At 59.0% G+C, this 17,083-nt stretch carries 13 protein-coding genes and 2 pseudogenes; 9 read left to right on the forward strand and 6 right to left on the reverse strand.

Annotated features, from left to right (window positions below; translation table 11 throughout):
• Positions 1-1,264: 1,264 nt before the first annotated feature.
• From UP09_RS08295 to pdxR, 3 genes are all read right to left on the reverse strand, one after another.
• Positions 1,265-2,776 (reverse strand): penicillin acylase family protein, encoded by a 1,512-nt coding sequence (locus tag UP09_RS08295; protein WP_245301817.1) that lies wholly within the window; start codon positions 2,774-2,776, stop codon positions 1,265-1,267.
• 724 nt (positions 2,777-3,500) lie between these two features.
• The gene (locus tag UP09_RS08300; RefSeq protein ID WP_044537598.1) at positions 3,501-4,253 is read right to left on the reverse strand and encodes a pyridoxamine 5'-phosphate oxidase family protein; all 753 of its coding nucleotides are present in this window, start codon (positions 4,251-4,253) and stop codon (positions 3,501-3,503) included.
• Between the two features lie 167 nt (positions 4,254-4,420).
• Complete coding sequence (gene pdxR, locus UP09_RS08305; protein ID WP_052833021.1) at positions 4,421-5,962, reverse strand: MocR-like pyridoxine biosynthesis transcription factor PdxR; 1,542 nt, start codon at positions 5,960-5,962, stop codon at positions 4,421-4,423.
• 218 nt (positions 5,963-6,180) lie between these two features.
• Between pdxR and UP09_RS08310 the strand changes: the two genes are divergently transcribed.
• The 5 genes and pseudogenes from UP09_RS08310 to UP09_RS08325 all read left to right on the forward strand — a co-directional run bounded on the left by UP09_RS08310 (position 6,181) and on the right by UP09_RS08325 (position 11,088).
• Positions 6,181-7,599, forward strand: a complete 1,419-nt coding sequence (locus UP09_RS08310; RefSeq protein WP_044537599.1) for an amidase — start codon at positions 6,181-6,183, stop codon at positions 7,597-7,599.
• Between the two features lie 11 nt (positions 7,600-7,610).
• Positions 7,611-8,068, forward strand: a pseudogene (locus tag UP09_RS36870) (amidase family protein); the annotation flags it as partial.
• A 283-nt stretch (positions 8,069-8,351) separates the two neighbouring features.
• Entirely contained in the window at positions 8,352-8,660 is a 309-nt protein-coding gene (locus UP09_RS08315; protein WP_044537600.1) for a 4Fe-4S dicluster domain-containing protein, read from the forward strand.
• Between the two features lie 39 nt (positions 8,661-8,699).
• Positions 8,700-10,073: an NAD(P)-binding protein gene (locus UP09_RS08320; protein WP_044537601.1), complete on the forward strand. Its 1,374-nt coding sequence runs from the start codon at positions 8,700-8,702 to the stop codon at positions 10,071-10,073.
• 247 nt (positions 10,074-10,320) lie between these two features.
• The gene (locus UP09_RS08325; RefSeq protein WP_245301820.1) at positions 10,321-11,088 is read left to right on the forward strand and encodes a YggS family pyridoxal phosphate-dependent enzyme; all 768 of its coding nucleotides are present in this window, start codon (positions 10,321-10,323) and stop codon (positions 11,086-11,088) included.
• Positions 11,089-11,578: 490 nt separating this feature from the next.
• Here the strand turns inward: UP09_RS08325 and UP09_RS08330 are convergent, their stop codons facing one another.
• A complete protein-coding gene (locus tag UP09_RS08330) occupies positions 11,579-11,944 on the reverse strand; it encodes a winged helix-turn-helix transcriptional regulator (protein WP_044537705.1) in 366 nt (121 codons plus the stop codon).
• 94 nt (positions 11,945-12,038) lie between these two features.
• Between UP09_RS08330 and UP09_RS36290 the strand changes: the two genes are divergently transcribed.
• Positions 12,039-12,566: a cupin domain-containing protein gene (locus tag UP09_RS36290; RefSeq protein WP_156164525.1), complete on the forward strand. Its 528-nt coding sequence runs from the start codon at positions 12,039-12,041 to the stop codon at positions 12,564-12,566.
• Positions 12,567-12,991: 425 nt separating this feature from the next.
• Here UP09_RS36290 and UP09_RS08340 read toward each other — a convergent pair whose 3' ends face one another.
• Both UP09_RS08340 and UP09_RS38435 read right to left on the reverse strand, forming a co-directional pair.
• On the reverse strand, positions 12,992-13,666 hold the full coding sequence (locus UP09_RS08340) for a LysR substrate-binding domain-containing protein (protein WP_245301835.1): 675 nt from the start codon (positions 13,664-13,666) through the stop codon (positions 12,992-12,994).
• A 72-nt stretch (positions 13,667-13,738) separates the two neighbouring features.
• Positions 13,739-13,912: pseudogene (locus UP09_RS38435) on the reverse strand (LysR family transcriptional regulator); the annotation flags it as partial.
• A 113-nt stretch (positions 13,913-14,025) separates the two neighbouring features.
• Here UP09_RS38435 and UP09_RS08345 point away from each other — a divergent pair.
• From UP09_RS08345 to UP09_RS08355, 3 genes are all read left to right on the forward strand, one after another.
• Entirely contained in the window at positions 14,026-14,682 is a 657-nt protein-coding gene (locus tag UP09_RS08345) for a UbiX family flavin prenyltransferase (RefSeq protein WP_044537602.1), read from the forward strand.
• On the forward strand, positions 14,679-16,094 hold the full coding sequence (locus UP09_RS08350) for a UbiD family decarboxylase (protein ID WP_245301822.1): 1,416 nt from the start codon (positions 14,679-14,681) through the stop codon (positions 16,092-16,094). Before UP09_RS08345 ends, UP09_RS08350 begins: the two co-directional genes overlap by 4 nt.
• Positions 16,095-16,214: 120 nt before the next feature.
• Positions 16,215-17,057: a helix-turn-helix transcriptional regulator gene (locus UP09_RS08355; protein WP_044537603.1), complete on the forward strand. Its 843-nt coding sequence runs from the start codon at positions 16,215-16,217 to the stop codon at positions 17,055-17,057.
• Positions 17,058-17,083: the final 26 nt, after the last annotated feature.

A 17,083-nucleotide genomic window follows, 5' to 3' on the forward strand; every position in this document is an offset into this window, starting at 1 on the left:
TCATGCGATCCGGGCGCGCGGTCACCCCGGCGACGTCGATCTTTGCGCGTTTCCTGCAAAAGGCCGTCAGAGCGACCCGACAGGGACGAAGTCAGCTGCGCCGCCCCAAGGGTTGGTAGCCGCTAGCGCCGGATCATTGATCGTCGCCGTCGTGTTGTTGACTATCCCACGTTGTCGCCAGCGACGTCGCCGTTGACGACATCCGCGTTGCCGTTAGCTGCGCGAATGCACGGCAAAAAGCGGCGCTTTCCGCGACCGCCCCCGCTCACTTCAGAAAGCTTGCTCACGTTGGATGTCGCAAGATTTTTCCTGATCTCCCGGTGCACACGTTGTGCACGCGTGACCCTCTGACCAATTGAAAAACCTAAACTCTCGGTCCAATCCATCATTGGACCAATGGCGGGCAGATCGCGACCGATCGTCTGACCACTTCATCTGCGCAAATTTTTGCAAGCCCTGTGTTCGACCTATCCTAGTTCTACACCACCGTCGCCGATTTACACACGCGCGTTCAGCACCTCTTCTCCAAACGGAAAGCGAGTATCAGAACGTGTAAAAGCAACCCATTTGTCAGAATGAAGCCCGACCCCTGCGCTAAGTTCTTTGTGAGCGGCCCGAGACATAGGTGAAAAGGCTGGAGCGGGTGAAGGGAATCGAACCCTCGTATTCAGCTTGGAAGTCTCCAAATTTCCGCAGTGTTTTCAACATCCATTCCGACATTTTTCAGCTTTTCGGGCGATTGAGATCACTACAGAATTTCTCTTTGTCGGAACGGTCTTGCGAGCCTCATGAGCGATCTCCGGGTCTATGGAAATCCGTGAAGTATGGGCGGCAACGCCTGTATCAGCAAAACGGCGCTTCCGCCCAACACGCTCGCCCCCACCACAAGCAGGGACAGAACGCGCTCCCAAAGCTTCTCATTGCTGGCGACGTCATTCGAGTTTGGCATCTGTGTGTACCCGCATTTTTCGTGCGACGATGATGTCATAGACCGAGTCGCGGGCTCGCCGAGCGGCGAAATTTTCTAGAGAATTAACTCATGATTCACCGACTCGGCCCCCCTGCCCGATTGGTGTTGGTGTCGGATTGGACCGCCGCGATTCGCTCCTGATCCGGCGTCCCAAAGGGACGCTATCGAGCGACATCCAAGATAGAGAAGATCACAACAAATCCCTAGTTCGAGATCGGCTTCCAGGCCACCCGCATCAGCTCACCCCGAAACTGAATACCATTTCAGGTTCACCGCCCTGTCGGAAGTCGTGGCTCAACCCGTGTTTAGCGTCTCAGCTTTGTTGCGGGGAGACGCAACCACCGATGCGACGTACAACGACGGCAACTCGGATCCAGGCCGCAATCCCGCCCACTCATAGCGACCGTCTCCTGGAACCGGCATCAGCCCGTCCCAGTTCGGCCGGATCGGCGCGTGTCCGCCCACCACCCATCCGATATTTCCCTTTACGTCGGCATATACCTGGTTCTCCGAGGGGGAGCCCCAAGTCTCCATTGCCCTGCGAAATTCCGGGAAGGACTTCGATTTCATGTAATTTGCCGAACCGAAATAGGCCGACGCCCCCGGCTCGAACCACGTGGATCGCATGGCAAACGCCCGGTGGTTCGATTCATCGACGTAGATCACCGGACCATGGCGGGTGAATTTCAGTTCCGCACGACGTGCCGCCTCACCCTTCACAGGGATTTCCTCGACGACAGTGCGCATCGTCTCGAAGCCGTCCTTGTAGCGATAACGGTCGTGATTCGCAGGATCCAGCTCGTATACGTAGAGATCTTCCTGATCAGTTCTGAAGATCGTCAGACCGAACGCAATCGTTCCATTATGGCCGATCGAAATGCCTGGAAGCGCAGGCTCTCCGGCTCCGATGACATCAAAGCCGGGGGCCGAGAGATGAGCGATGTAACGCAACGACGGCATCTCGATATCGCGATGGGGATCGTTCGCGAGAATGGGACGTCCGGTCGTGGTGCGCGACGGCGAAATAGCCCAGTTATTCGAGCCAGAATTCTGGAGTCTCTCCTCCAGCTCCGCCAGGCGGGTTTGATAGTCTTCCATGCTGTCCATGGAGATCTTCGTCTTGTCTTTCGAGAAGACGACCGGCTGGGTCGCAAGAACGTAGTTGCGCAGAACGTCGGCCGGAATTGAACACGGATCGAGACCCTCGGGAATCGTAGGCTTGGTCGCCGGTTCAAGTTTCTTGCGCAAGGCATCGGCATCAAGACCCGCCACGCAGGCGACACGCGCCCGCGCAACCTCGGAGGTAATATTGCGGGTGAGCCCGTGCGAACGGATGCGCACGACGTCCTCAGACGACCATGTTTCCGGCTCAGATTCGGAAATGCGAAATTCGATCGGTAGCATCTTGAGGTCTGCCTTTACTCGCGCCACGTAGGCGTTGACCCCAGCCACAAAGGCATCCATAGACGCTCTTGAGCCTTTGCCATAGGCAGCCCATTCTGCAGCCATGTCGCCGCGATAGAGAAAGGATCGGAGCGCTCGATCTTGCTCGACATATGCCGGACCGAATGAGGCCGACAGCAGTCCCAACCCGCGTTTCCGCCAGAGATCGATCTGCCACAGCCGATCTCGCGCGGCATTCCAACCCTGGAGAAAGAACGCGTCCCGCTCGCTATTGGCATAGATGTGAGGAATACCCCATTGATCGACAATGATCTCTCCAGGCGACTGCAGCCCGGGAACAGATACCGTCTCCACCAACGTTTTTTCCGCGTCATGCGCCGACGCCGTATCGCAAGCCGCCATCCACACTCCCCCTATCAGGCCGACCGTCAACACCGAGAGACACCGACGATGCCTCAAGCTCATTATTCCCTCCGAAAACAGTTCTTGTTATTTGACAGCAAGCCAACCAGGAGGACCTGCGCCCCCCACGAGAACGATCGAAGACGTGGAATGAGACTCCCGGATCGACCCGCAGGAGATGCGCTTTTTCCAAATTTCAAATGTCCACTTTGCGGACTTGGGCAAGACCACCGGTGATGCGCATTCGGCTCGAACAGGCACGGTGCTTCTATGTGCAATGATTGCTGAAAGAATCCTCCATTGCCGAGATGAAGCGTAGCGTGTGGCCCTCCGCCATCGCTCAAAGTGGTACTTTGATGCCTAGGCATAGGGCGTTTGGCTTCTCAACTCCGCTCGAAAGAGCAGACACGAGGGACTGCTATGATCAACCGCCGGACGTATCTAAAATCCATTGCAGTCAGCGCCCTTCCCTTGCCCGGCCTTCGCGTTGCGAACTGAAACTCAGCGCAGTTCGCATCGAAAGGACCACTTGAGATCGAGCGCCACGTCCACATTTGCAGGTGCTGCCAAGAACGTTGCAGCGGGCGCTTACTTTGCGTGCACCGGCAAGAAGGCACCGCTCCATTGCAGCCGAGGAAACACCCGACCGCTTCCGCCGCACCACAGCGCATCAAGCTGTTTGCGACAGAAGGGCGCGTAGTTCATTAGCTGCTTCTTTTAAGGATCAGTCCGCGGCTGGCGATCCGAAGGTGCGACGGTAAGTTTTGCTCATCACCTGATCGAGCGGCGCGCCAGGTTCGAAATCGACCATATCGTCCGGGCGCGAAAGCCCGGGGAGTTGGCGTACGCAGTCGGACGGAGCACCCAGAACCTGGGTGATCGGATAAAGTGCGGACCAAGCCGGCACTCCCGCGTAATCCTCTTCCTCGTCGTCCACATGCTTGTCGCGGATCTTCGCCGAAGCAGTCTCGATCACCATGCTCATCATGGTGGTCGCCTTGAACTCCTGCGGAGTGGGCTGACGGATCAGCTTGGAGCGGCCCGGGTAAATGCGATCCACGAAGCTGTCCATCAATTTCAACTTCTCGTCCTTATCCTCGACGATGTGCGCATGTCCAAAAACCATGGCGGCACGGTAGTTGATCGAGTGGTGAAAGCCCGAACGCGCCATCACCAGCGAGTCCACGTGTGTCACGGTGAGACACACTTCGAGGCCCTTGCCCTGTGTGCGGATCATCCGGCTCGCGGATGAGCCATGCCAGTACAGATGGTCGCCTTCCCTCCAGAAGCCGGTCGGCGTGCAATACGGCCGTCCATCGATCACATACGCAATGTGACAGACGAGTGCGGCATCCAGAATCTCGTAGACCGTCTTCTTGTCATACCGCCCCCGGTCGGGAACGCGCTTGACCCGGTTGACCTCCGTGATCGGGAAGGTCGAGGTCTTTTCGTCCGAATTCAGAGTGTCAGCGCTCATTGCGGTTCCTTGCCAAAATCGCTATCGGGATGGCGTGGACAGTCGGCATTAGGTGGCCTGAAAGAAAGAACCACTCGGATAGAAAGAGATAACCAGTTTGGGAGAGCCCCTTGGGCACCCCGTCACTCCGGTAGCCCTCTGGCGTTGCAGGATAGCGTCGGTAGAACTCAGCTCCCTGCTCGTATCGTCGCTCTGACAACCTCCGCCAGTTGCCGTGAAGCGGAACGCAGCTTGCGAAGGTCGAATCCCGAGTACCCCAGGAGAAGGCCTTGGCGGGCCGGCTGATTCAGACATAACGAACTGACGGGCTTCACGACGATGCCCTTCGCCCGCGCGTTATTGGCTACCTCCACATCCGAGATGTCTTTCTTGAAGCGGACAATCAGCTGAATGCCGCAATCTGGAACTTCGACCTCGACGAGATCCCCCATGTGCTGCGTGATGGCCTTCACGACGACGTCGCGCGCTTCGCGATATTGGAGACGCATGCGACGGATATGACCGGTCAAATAGCCCGACCGCATGAAATCGGCGACCATCGCCTGCTGGAGACTAGGCGGCTGCCGATCGGTGACAAACTTGGCACCGGTGAAAACGTCTATCAGATCCTTAGGCACGACGGCGAAACCGATGCGAACGCCCGGAAACAGCATCTTGCTGAGAGTACCGACGTAGATCACCCGAGAATCGTCGTCGATGCCCTGCAACGCCGCTAACGGGCGACCAACGTATCTAAACTCGCTGTCGTAATCATCCTCGATAATCCAGGCATCATGGTCTCGTGCCCACGCCAGAACCTCCAGGCGCCGCCGCATCGACATCACTGCGCCCGTTGGATATTGGTGCGAAGGTGTGATGTAGGCTGCCCTAGCATTGGCTTCCGCAAGAATGCCCGCGCTGACCACCAGACCATTTTCGTCAACCGGGACCGGAATCACGTTCGCGCCGACGGCATGCAGGGCTGCACGCGCGCCCAGGTAGCCGGGGTCCTCGATCCAGACGGAATCGCCAGGGTTGACCAGGACCCGCAGGGATAGATCGAGTGCCTGCTGCGCGCCTGAAACGATAATGATCTGTTCCGGTTCGCAGCGTACGGCCCTCGCCGCCCGTAAATATTGCGCGACTTCGATCCGCAGGGACAGCTCTCCGATCGGATCTGCATAGTGCAGATTTACTCTTTCGAAGGTTTTCATCTGCTTCGAACCGACCCGTCGCCATGACTCGATCGTTGTGGCGTCGACCGAGCAACATCCCGGGTTAAACGGAATATCCTCGGGGGCGCTTAGATTTTGCGCCAGCTTGCGAAACCGTGTTCCCGCACTCGAGAGGCGCCGCACGGTTGGCTTACTGCCGGGTATCTTAAGAACGGCAGGTGAGATGGGCGGCTGAGGAATGTCTTCAGTGACATACGTACCCGATCCCGCTCGCCCTTCGACATACCCCTCCGCGAGAAGCTGGTCATAAGCAGACAACACCGAGGTCCGAGAGACACCGAGTCGATCGGCGAGCTGACGCGTAGATGGGAGCCGGCTTCCAGGCATCAAAGCGTGGGAGAGAATGGCACCGCGCAGCAGCTGATAGACTTGCTGGAGCAGCGGGGTCGTGCTCGTCGCATCCACGGTAAGATCAAGAAAGTCTGCCCATCTCGACCGCGAACGGGCAGTCCGGGGCTTGCCTTCCTTCTCTTCACTTACGGTGTGAACGGCCATAGTACCCCGATCTCGATTCTTCGTTCAAAGCGAGGGTTTCGACGATCCACTTGATTGCTTACAAATTGGTCGGTCGATGCTCTAAAATTTACCAGAGTGACAATACCACTATCGGGATGACATTTCAATTGGATAGTGGCCGTGGCGTGATGCTGAAGTGGCTCTTCTCGACACACACTCTTTGCCGTTTCTGAGCGAGGACGATGCGAGGAGCTTCGATGACAAACGTTCACTACATGTCGGCTACGCAGCTTCTGGATGCTTACGCGAGGAAAGCGCTATCGCCTGTCGAGGTGACGCGGTCCGCACTCGACAGGATTCAAAAGCTGGATTCGAAACTGAACGCGTTTTGTTTCCTCGACGGCGATGCTGCGATGGCGAACGCGCGCGCGAGCGAAGCAAGATGGATGCGGAGCGCTCCGATCGGGCTCGTCGACGGAGTTACGACAACGATCAAGGACGTTGTTCTGACGAAAGGCTGGCCGACGCGCAAAGGATCGCGACTGATTTCAACTGACGGGCCCTGGAACGAGGATTCGCCCGCGACGGCGCGCTTGCGCGAGCATGGAGCGATCATACTGGGCAAGACGACGACGCCTGAATTTGGCTGGAAGGCCGTTGGCGATAGTCCACTCACGGGGATCACGCGAAATCCATGGTCGCTTGGCCATACTCCGGGTGGAAGCAGCGCCGGCGCGGCAGCGGCCCTTGCGGCCGGTATGAGCGCACTCGCGGTCGGCAGCGACGGAGGAGGCTCTATTCGGATTCCTGCCAGTTTTTGTGGTCTCGCTGGCATCAAGCCGACTCTCGGACGTGTGCCCTACTATCCGCCGAGTGCGATGGGCATTCTCGGCCATTGCGGGGCGATGGCCCGAACCAGCGAGGATGTGGCGCTGCTGCTGACAGTTCTCAGTGGATCCGATCCGCGCGACGCCTACTCGTTGCCCCCCATTGCGGGCGACTTCCGCGAAGGCATCCATTCCGGCGTCAAAGGTCTGCGCATGGCATTTAGCGCGACCCTGGGCTATGCTTCGGTGAACTTCGATGTCCGCGCACTTGTCGTCGACGCTGCCAGCCGGATGGAAGCGTTGGGCGCCGAGGTCGAGGAAATTGACCCGGGTTTCGAGTCGCCACGGGACATGTTCGACGTCCTCTGGAAGTCCGGCGCAGCCAATGCGATCGCGGGATTTCCCGCAGATAGGCTGGAACTGCTGGATCCAGGTTTCGTTGAGGCCGCGCGTGAAGGCGCGCGTTTTTCTGCTGTCGACTACGTCAAGGCCGATTTCGTCCGCACTCGGCTCGGCAAACATATGGCCGAATTTCACCAGCGCTTCGACCTCTTGCTCACCCCGACTGTGAGCACACCAGCCCTGCCTGTGGGCACCAATCTTTCAGACCCCGCACTTGAACGCGACTGGATCGACTGGGCTCCCTTCACCTATCCGTTCAATATGACCCGTCAGCCGGCCACGTCGGTCCATTGCGGGTTGACGCAAGCCGGCCTTCCGGTCGGCTTGCAAATCGTCGGCCCGTTATATTCAGAAGCAATGGTTCTGCGTGCGGCAGCGGCGCTGGAGGCGACGATCCCCGCCATCGTGTGGCCAGACCCCTTATCTGGCGAAGCCTCGTTCGCTTAAAATGACATTCGGTGCGACCGCAACAAGAGATTCTGCGGGCCACGGCCTGCGATATCGTCGATCGCCTGCGCCGCAACGACATTTCGCCTCATGATCTGCTCGACGCGCTGGAGAAGCGGATCAGCCTAGTGGATGGCAGCGTGAACGCGCGTCCCACGCTTTGCTTCGACCGGGCCCGCGCCCGTGCGGAGGCAATGGCGAAGAAATCAAGCGATCAACGCAGTTTGCAGGCCGGCCCCCCCCGGTTCCGATCAAGGACCTCACCGACGTCGAGGGTGTTCTCACCACCCATGGCTCACCGATTTTACGCGACGATATCGCGCCGCAGTCGGATATTCTGGTAGATCACCTCGAAGCCAACGGCGCGCTGGTCTACCCCAAATCGAACACGCCGGCATTCGGCGCCGGCGCCAATACTTTCAACGACCTGTTCGGCGCGACGCGAAATCCGTGGGATCTGTCGAGGTCAGATCGTCGCCGCCCCACGGGCCGAGGCGCAGCTTCTCTCCGGTGCGAAACGGCTCGAAGACATGCTCGGCATCGCCGGCACGACGCCAGTCAATCCGCGATAACAGAACTCAACGGCCAGGCAGGAGATGAGAGGGCTTCTTTTCTCATCCGCACACTTGCCCAAGTGGTATCTCGCAATCGCCAATCTGGCTCTTCGGCGAGACCGCCTTGTTCGGTACATACGGGTTCATAATCGCCGAAGATTCACCACCGAGCCCAGAAGTCGCGCTGAGGAGCGTTCGATGCCCGTCGTCGTCACCGACAATTGCTTGCGATGCCGCTTTACGGAGTGCGTTACGGTTTGTCCGGTCGCGTGCTTTCACGGTGACGAGACGATGCTTTACGTCGAGGCCGACGAATGTATCGAGTGCGCCGCTTGCGTTTCGGTTTGCCCGGTCCATGCGATCTACGACGTGATCGACCTGCCGGACGACAAAAAGCAATGGCAGGCGATCAATGCCGAACGCGCCCCTGCGCTTCCGGTGATCGATACAAAGCAAACCGAATTACCGACCGCCGAAGCACGGCGACTTGAGCTTGGCTTCCGTTGAAAGCAACTAAGTCGGAAGGCAAAAGAAATCCGAGATTCCATGCTGGAAGCTTCCGAATTTAGAGTCGCGATCGTCGGTAGCGGCCCGAGCGGCTTCTATGCCGCCGAAGCGCTATTCAAGTCCGGAGCAGTCGCTGTCGACATGTTTGATCGGCTCCCGACGCCTTTCGGTCTCGTCCGCGGGGGTGTTGCGCCTGATCATCCCAAGATCAAGACCGTCAGCGCCGTCTTTAATCGAATCGCAAAGTTGCCAGGCTTTCGCTTCTTCGGCAACGTCGAGATCGGAAGTTCGATCGGGGTCGATGATCTTCGCCAGCACTATCATGCCGTCATTTTCGCGTGCGGAGCTGAACGGGATTTGCGTCTGGGAGTTGCGGGAGAAGATCTCCCGGGATCGCACACGGCAACGGAATTCGTCGGCTGGTACAACGGTCACCCGGATTATCGTGAACGCTCGTTCGACCTTTCCAAGGAGGTCGCCGTCATTATCGGTCAAGGCAACGTGGCAGCCGATGTCTGCCGCATTCTCGCAACCCCCGTCGACGACTTAAAAAAAACGGATATTGCCGATCATGCGTTGGAACAGCTCGCGACAAGCCGCATCCGCGACATTTATCTGATCGGCCGGCGCGGACCCGCGCAAGCCAAATTCGCACTTGCTGAACTCCGCGAGTTGGGATCCATTCGCGATTGCAACGCGATTGTCGACCCTCGCGATCTCAAGCTAGGAGCCGTTTGCTCCGTTGAGTCCGTGGATCAAGCACATGAATCGATCGCGCGAAACCTTGCGATCTTCCGCGACTTTTCGAACCGTCCTCTTCTTCACCGGAAATCGATCTGGTTTCGATTTTTCCAGAGCCCTTCCGCGGTTTTAGGCGGCTCAAGGGTTCGTGCACTTCAGGTTACGCGTTGCCGACTTGATGGAGAGCCTTTCAAACAGTTAGCCATCGCCGACGGTACCGTGACCGACCTGGAATGCGGTATCGTCTTTCGCAGCATCGGGTATCGGGGCTCGCCGATCGAAGGCGTTCCGTTCGACCCGCATCGCGGCATCTTTCCGAACGTCGAAGGCCGCATTTGCGACGGCTATTCCGTACAACGCGGCCTTTACGCGGTCGGTTGGATCAAGCGAGGTCCTTCCGGGACAATCGGTGTCAATCGCGCCGATAGTTGTGCGACGGTTGCATCCCTTCTTGCCGACAAGGCTCATTTGGCCGCGCTGGAGAAACCGCATTCCCGCAATCTTCAGTACCTGCTGAACGAGCGTGGCTGTCGGCCTGTTTCTTATGATGAGTGGCTCAGGATCGATACCGCGGAAATTGACGCTGGGCGTGCACGCGGCAAGCCGAGAGAGAAATTCACCCGAATCGAGAATCTACTTTCTGCCGCCGGGATAGCCAGCCATGCGCGTTAGCTGGGTGGTGTTTCCCGAGCTGCAGGCGACACCCTCATGCAAGTCATAGCCGCAAAGGCCGGCCGCCGCGTCGCCCGTATGCAGCGGATCGCCGGTCGCCATTTCGGGCGGCCTAACCCGCGCGGGCGCGCGCTTCAGCGCCGGTTGATCACAACTTTACGCGAAGCCTGCGATACGGCCGGACGACTCGGAACAGCTCGTCCCGTGCAAGCGAATATGACGCGCATCCATATAAGGATTTTTCATCTTGATCGACCAACAGATGCACTCTCGATTCGGCCACCATCCGGAGCAGTTGTTTCGCGACAACCTTGAGCTTGTCGAACAGCGGATTGCTGCGGCTTGCGCCCGCGCGGGTAGATCCAGGTCTTCAGTCACGCTTCTTCCGGTCACGAAGACCGTGCCAAGTGCGATGCTGCGTCATGCAGCACACGCAGGCATTACGGTGATGGCCGAAAACAAAATTCAAGAAGGTCATCAAAAATCGCTAGATCTTGGCGATCTCGGCATCAAATGGACCGTTGTTGGACACTTACAGACCAACAAGGTCGAGAAAATGATCGAGTTCGCATCGGAATTCCAGGCGCTTGATAGCCTGAGACTAGCCCAGCTCATCAATGCCGAGCTCGTCTCAGTCGGGCGATCGTTGGACGTCTACGTGCAGGTGAACACCTCGGATGAGGAAAGCAAGTATGGTATCGGGCCAGATCAAGTTATCGACTTTGTCAAAGAACTCTCCCGGTTCCCCGCGCTCAAGCCGCGCGGTCTAATGACACTTGCCATTTTGAATGGCAATCCGGAGGACGTCCGGAGCTGCTTTCGCCGTCTACGGGCCGTGCGCGACGCCTTAACCGCAGCCCATCCGTATTGCGGGATCGAAAAACTGTCCATGGGCATGACGAGCGACTTCGAAATAGCGATCGAGGAAGGCGCGGACATTGTAAGAATTGGGCAGGCGATCTTCGGCAAGCGGCCGACCAAAGATGGTCATTTTTGGCCTGGCCTGCTTCCCTGAGATCGAGCGGCCACGCGCATCCTGTTGTTCCATACCTCGGCATTAAAGGCCGACAGTTAACCGCCTTTCGACTGGCGCGCAAACGGCTTGCACCCGCCCCGTATGGGATCGTGCGCGTCGCCCATTATCTGGCGAGTTCCGGCGCAGGCCCAGGTGAAGAATTCAAACCGGAGAAGGCAATTCCGATGAAGGCTGGTGGCTATATGATGCACCCGGCCGGGGCGATTCACTGGGACGGTACCCGAGAGGAAGGCGCTGTGATTCAAGTCACCGGGTATGGTCCCAGCGCCAATAACATGGTTGACCCGAATGCCCACAATTTGCCAAGTCGGACTGACCGCCGCTGACACAACGTCAGATCTCATGGCGGGTCAGCCCGCAAGCTTGCCTCCTGCTCACGAAGGCTGGAGTTCGAGGAGTAGACATTTCACTGTAAACGACGGGAATGGCCCGCGTCAGGGACTTGTCCAGACACCGACATCAGCGTTGGCTATGATTCGGTCGCGCGCTTGTTGTGCCTTTGATCCAAATACCAATCGAGGAGCCCATTCATGTAGGGGCACACCTCATGGACGAGGTCGGTACGCGAGTATTCTACGCGTGGCGGGATCTCGGCGAAAACCTTTCGCGATACTAATCCATCGTTTTCAAGTTCGCGTAACCGCTGCGTCAGCATGTGCTGCGTTATACCGGGGATCGCACGCTTCAACTCGCCAAATCGGAGTGCACCTTGGCTGAGTATCGACATGATTTCCAGCTTCCATTTTCCGGAGATCATAGCTAGAGCGCGGCGCATATTCCGATTTTTGTGATCGACCTGTGCGGATGTCAGCCCTGCAATGGTCTGAATTTCCATACTATCCATCGATAATCCATCCTACTTGTTGACGAATGCGGGGAGGTTTAGACGCAATTCGAATGAGGAGCCACAACCAACTGGAGAAATGATTATGGCCATGAGACGCATAGTGACGGCACACAACAAGGATGGCCGCGCGGTTGTCGTTAGCGATATGCAGTTGCCGAACAATCCGACTCCGAACAGGGCGGACTGGTCCGTGTATGACGTGTGGGCAGCGGAACACCCACACTTCCCCGACGGCGGCGAGCGCTCAAATGTCGACTGGTTTTTTCCTCCGATCGGTGGCTTCCGCTACCTGCATACGCTGATGGAACCCCAGACCAGGGTCGAACACGCCACGCCGGCGAGTGAGGAGAAATTCGAGGGAGCGGCAGGCATCATGACGAAGAACAGCGGCAAGCACCGCTCCGCCACGATCGACACGGTCTATGTCGTCAAGGGAAGCTGCGTGTGCGAGCTCGACGACGGCGCGACCTTCCAGTTGAACGCGGGTGACACGCTGATCCAATGCGGCGCGATCCACGCCTGGAGCAATCCTTTCGACGAGCAATGCCATGTCCTGGTGGTGATGATTGGTGCGCAACATGACCTGGTTGAACCGCCCGCCCCGGGCTGAGCGGGAATGCTGTCCCCAGATCCAGACTTCATCGATCGCCGTAACACTCATTTGCGCCGTGACGAGATTGCGGCTCAGGCGTCCGGTTCCCACGACAGTCAAGCAGGCGTGACGAGCAGGGTACGGTCGTCAGAACCGATATCGCAATGCTGCCGTGCTGGCGTTTCACGGCCCTCCGTGAAAATATCCTGAAGGGCAAGCGATAAATCGATCCCAAGGAAGCAAGGCGCTAACCTCTTCAGCATTGAGAACGAGCATGGCCGCATCTGACAGGGTGTCTCACATGGAAATTCCGGTATCGACGCAACACCGCCAGGTTGCGAGTTGAGCGACGGTAGGCTCAAATCTGGGATAGGATTTAAACCTGTGAGCTTCACGCTGTCAGGCAGAAGGTCCGGGCAGCAAGCTCCTTATGCAGCACCTCACTATCTGCGAGCCAGGGCAGCCGCCGCCCTCGCAGCTGATCTCAGATCTTCCGATATGATCTCCACCGCGGCCTTCATTGCGGCCGAAGCAATCCGGCGCGGGTTGTTGACCCAGGCAATCGACCGCGTCAGCGCCGGTCGCAGGCGGTGCGCCCGGATCGATCCTGCCTCCAGAGCTCCGCGGAGGGCGATCCCCGGCAGGATCGTTGCCATGTTGGTCGAGGCAACCACGTCGCAAATCGCCGGCAGGGTATCGATCTCAAGACGCGGCGATAGCGTAAGACCCGCATTGGCCGCGGCATCGTCAATAATCCGCCTCAGCCCATGCCGGCGCGATGGAATGACCAGTTCGAGCTTTCCAACGGCCGTGAACGACACAGCCTTCGGCAGCTTCGTCGCGGTCGATGCGTTATGGGCCACCATCATCTCCTCCTCGAGAATAGGCTGCATCGATGGCAGGCCGCCGCGTTGTCTCGCATTCACGATCGCGAGGTCGAGCTGGCCTGCCAGCACCCACTCCTGCATCGTCTCGCTGTAGCCCTCGCAAACCGAGAGCTCGATATCGGGATAGGTCATCGCAATCCGGCGCGTCGAGATCGGCAAGATGCTTTGCGCCGCGGAATTGACCATGCCAATGCTGACCCGCCCGGCTATCTTGCCGTCGAGGCCCGCCATCTGCTCTCGTGCCCGATCGACGTCTCTGACGATCGGCGCAACGAGCCGCTCCAACTCTGCGCCGGCCGGAGTCAGCAACACGCCCTGCGGCGTGCGAAAGAAGAGCTGCTTGCCGAAAGACGTCTCGAGCTTCGCAATCTGCATGCTCAGCGCGGGCTGAACGATGTTGAGCCGCCGTGCGGCGCGGGTAACGTTCCGCTCCTGCGCAAGGCATAGAAAATATTGTATCTGCCTGAAGTCCATCATGACCTCGCAATGCAATATCACTAAAAGTGATAACTTCTATTAGAAGCAATTATTTCTCCTGATGGCAAGACTGGCCTACGGTTCCGGCTTCAATCTCTCATTTGCGCACTTTCATGAATGAACTCTCGCCAGCCGACCGCCGGCTCATCATCGGCATTTCCGGTGCCTCCGGCGTGATCTATGGCATCAGGCTGCTGCAACTGCTGCGAAACGCCGGCGTCGAGACCCACCTGGTCCTGACAAAGACGGCCGAGGTGACCTTCGCCTACGAAAGCAGCATGAAGATTGCCGAGGTCAGGGCGCTCGCGAATTTCTGTCATGGCGTCGACGACATGGCCGCTCCGATCGCAAGCGGCTCGTTTCGCACCAGCGGCATGATCGTCGCCCCCTGCTCCATTCGGTCGATGTCGGAGATCGCGTCCGGCGTCACGTCAACGCTGCTGACCCGCAGCGCCGACGTCGTGCTGAAGGAACGTCGAAAGCTCGTGCTGATGGTACGTGAAACACCGTTGCACGCCGGCCACCTTCGCAGCATGATGTCCTTGGCTGAAATGGGAGCGATCATTGCCCCGCCGGTACCCGCCTTCTACGGCCGGCCTGATAGCATCGCCGAGATGATTGATCACACCGTCGGACGCGTGCTCGACCTGTTCGACATCGATGTTGGCGCCGTCTCGCGATGGGGTGAAACGGCCGGCCGCACAGCCGCCCGCCGCGTTCGACCCGGCCAGGACGATCCGTTGATTGCAACTGGCAAGGAGGCGCCTTGAACAGCCCAGCCCCCGCCCTGCGAAGCGACAATGCCGCGCCGCCTGATCTGCGCCAGTGGCTGCGGCAGCTTGCGGCGACGGGCCGGCTCGCGGTGGCGCGGAGCGGCGTGTCCTTGATCGACCAACTCGCCGCCATCTCCAAAAAACTCGAAAACGATTCTACAGTCGTGTTTCCCTCGCCCGATGGCCACGCGATTGCCGTTGTCGCCAATCTTTTCATCGATCGCCGGTCAGTCGCGGACGCGCTCGGCGTGCCGATCGGACAGTTGCTGTCGCGTTTGCAGGGTGCCGTGCGGAGCCCATTGCCGTGGGTGGAAGTGACGGATGCACCGGTCCAGCAACAGGTGCATCGCGAGGTCGATCTGCTCAAATTGCTGCCCATCCCCAAGCACAATGAGCACGACAGCGGTCCCTACATTACCGCCGCACTGTTGATCGCGCGCAACCCGAAGACCGGCATCCAGAACGTATCCATCCATCGCTGCCAGATCAGCGGCCCCAACCGCATTGGCGTGCTGCTGCTGCCGCGTCATACCCGTCACTACTTCTCCATGGCAGAGCGCGAAGGCACACCGCTTGAGATCGCACTCGTGATCGGCGTCCATCCGGCTTGCATCCTGGCTTCGCAGGCGATCGCGGCACTGGATCAAGACGAGATGCACATCGCGGGCGCATTGCTTGGCCGTCCGGTCGACATGGTGAAGTGCCTGAGCAATGAGGTGCGTGTGCCCGCTCATGCCGAAATCGTGCTCGAAGGCCGTATCTTGCCGAAAGTGCGCGAGCCCGAGGGGCCGTTCGGCGAGTTTCCCCAATATTATGGCGATCGAGCCGACCGCGAGGTCATCCAGATCGATGTCGTGACCCATCGCCACAACCCGATCTTCCACACCATCGTCGGTGGCGGCATGGAACATCTCATCCTAGGCGCAGTCCCGCGCGAGGCCACCCTGCTCGAGCATCTGCAGCGCAGTTTCCCCTCGGTGCGCGACGTCCGGCTGACGCGTGGCGGCACCTGCCGCTATCACCTCGCCGTGCAGACCGAGAAGGTGAGCGAGGGCGAGCCGAAAAATATCATCATGGGTGCGTTTGCAGGCCATTACGACGTCAAACAGGTGGTCGTGGTCGACACCGATGTTGATATCGACGATCCCAACGAGATCGAATGGGCGGTAGCAACCCGGTTCCAGGCCGACCGCGACCTCGTCGTCGTCGCGGGCGCGCAGGGTTCGAAACTTGACCCATCGTCGGACGACGGAATTAGCGCTAAGATGGGGCTGGACGCCACCAAGCCGGTCGTCACGGGCCCGCTGGAATTCAAACGCATCCATGTGAAGGGCATCGAGTCCGTCGATCTGGCGGCCGCTTTGCAGCCCGATCCGCAGGCCGCGCTTTTGCGGATCGTGGCGGATTAAAGAGACCAAGACTGGCATCAAGCCGGCATGTCGGGACGGAAATAAACACGATCGTGGCAGCACGATCGATCTTCGGGGAACGGTCGGCCGTAAGCCGCCACATCCCCGACGGAGGAGCAGATGTCGAAGGCATTGCGTATCGCGCATGGAGCGTTTGGACGGGTCGCACTCCTCGACATGGACTATTCGCTGGTGCGTCACGCCCATCCGCATTGCCACGTGCTGCTCAAGGTCGAGGGCGCCGACACGCAATTCGTTGTCGACGATGCGATTTACCCGCTGACCGACGAGAGCGCCGTGCTGGTCAACGGCTGGCAGCCACACAGCTATGTTCACGTGCCCGAACGCCCGCGCACGCTGATCCTGGCGCTCTATATCGAACCCGAATGGCTACAGATCTTCAGGCCGGGATGGGTTGCAAGCGGCGGCCCAGGCTTCTTCGGCCAGCCGACCGGCGAAATATCGCCGCGGATTCGCAGCCTCGCGATGAATCTGGCGACCGACATGATGACCCGGCCGGATTCCAGGACCGCACACGAGGAGACGCTGTCCGACCTCATGATCGCCGTGATCGAGCGCTTCACGCCCTGGAAGAGCTTTCCAGCTTCGATCCGTGCGCTACGTGCGGGCTCGGGAGATTGGCGTATCCGGCGCGTGGTCGCGGCGATGCGCCGCGAGATGACCGAGCCTGAAAGTATCGGCGGATGGGCGAAGCAAGCCGGATTGTCGCGCGCGCATTTCTTCCGGCTCTTCGAGTCCTCCGTCGGCGTTCCACCGAAGGTCTATATGAATGTGTTGCGAATGGAGCGGGCGGTCGAACTCGTGCTGAACCGCCCGGACTCGCTGTGCGACATCAGCTCCGAATTGGGTTTTGCCGAGCCGGCGCATTTCACCCGCTTTTTCCGCAACCACGCCGGCGTCAGCCCGCGGGAATTCCGTAACGTGTCCCGCCTCGCCAACTGACATTGCGGCGCACCGCAAAATGAGAC

The organism is Bradyrhizobium sp. LTSP885, assembly GCF_000938305.1.
Lineage (GTDB): Bacteria > Pseudomonadota > Alphaproteobacteria > Rhizobiales > Xanthobacteraceae > Bradyrhizobium.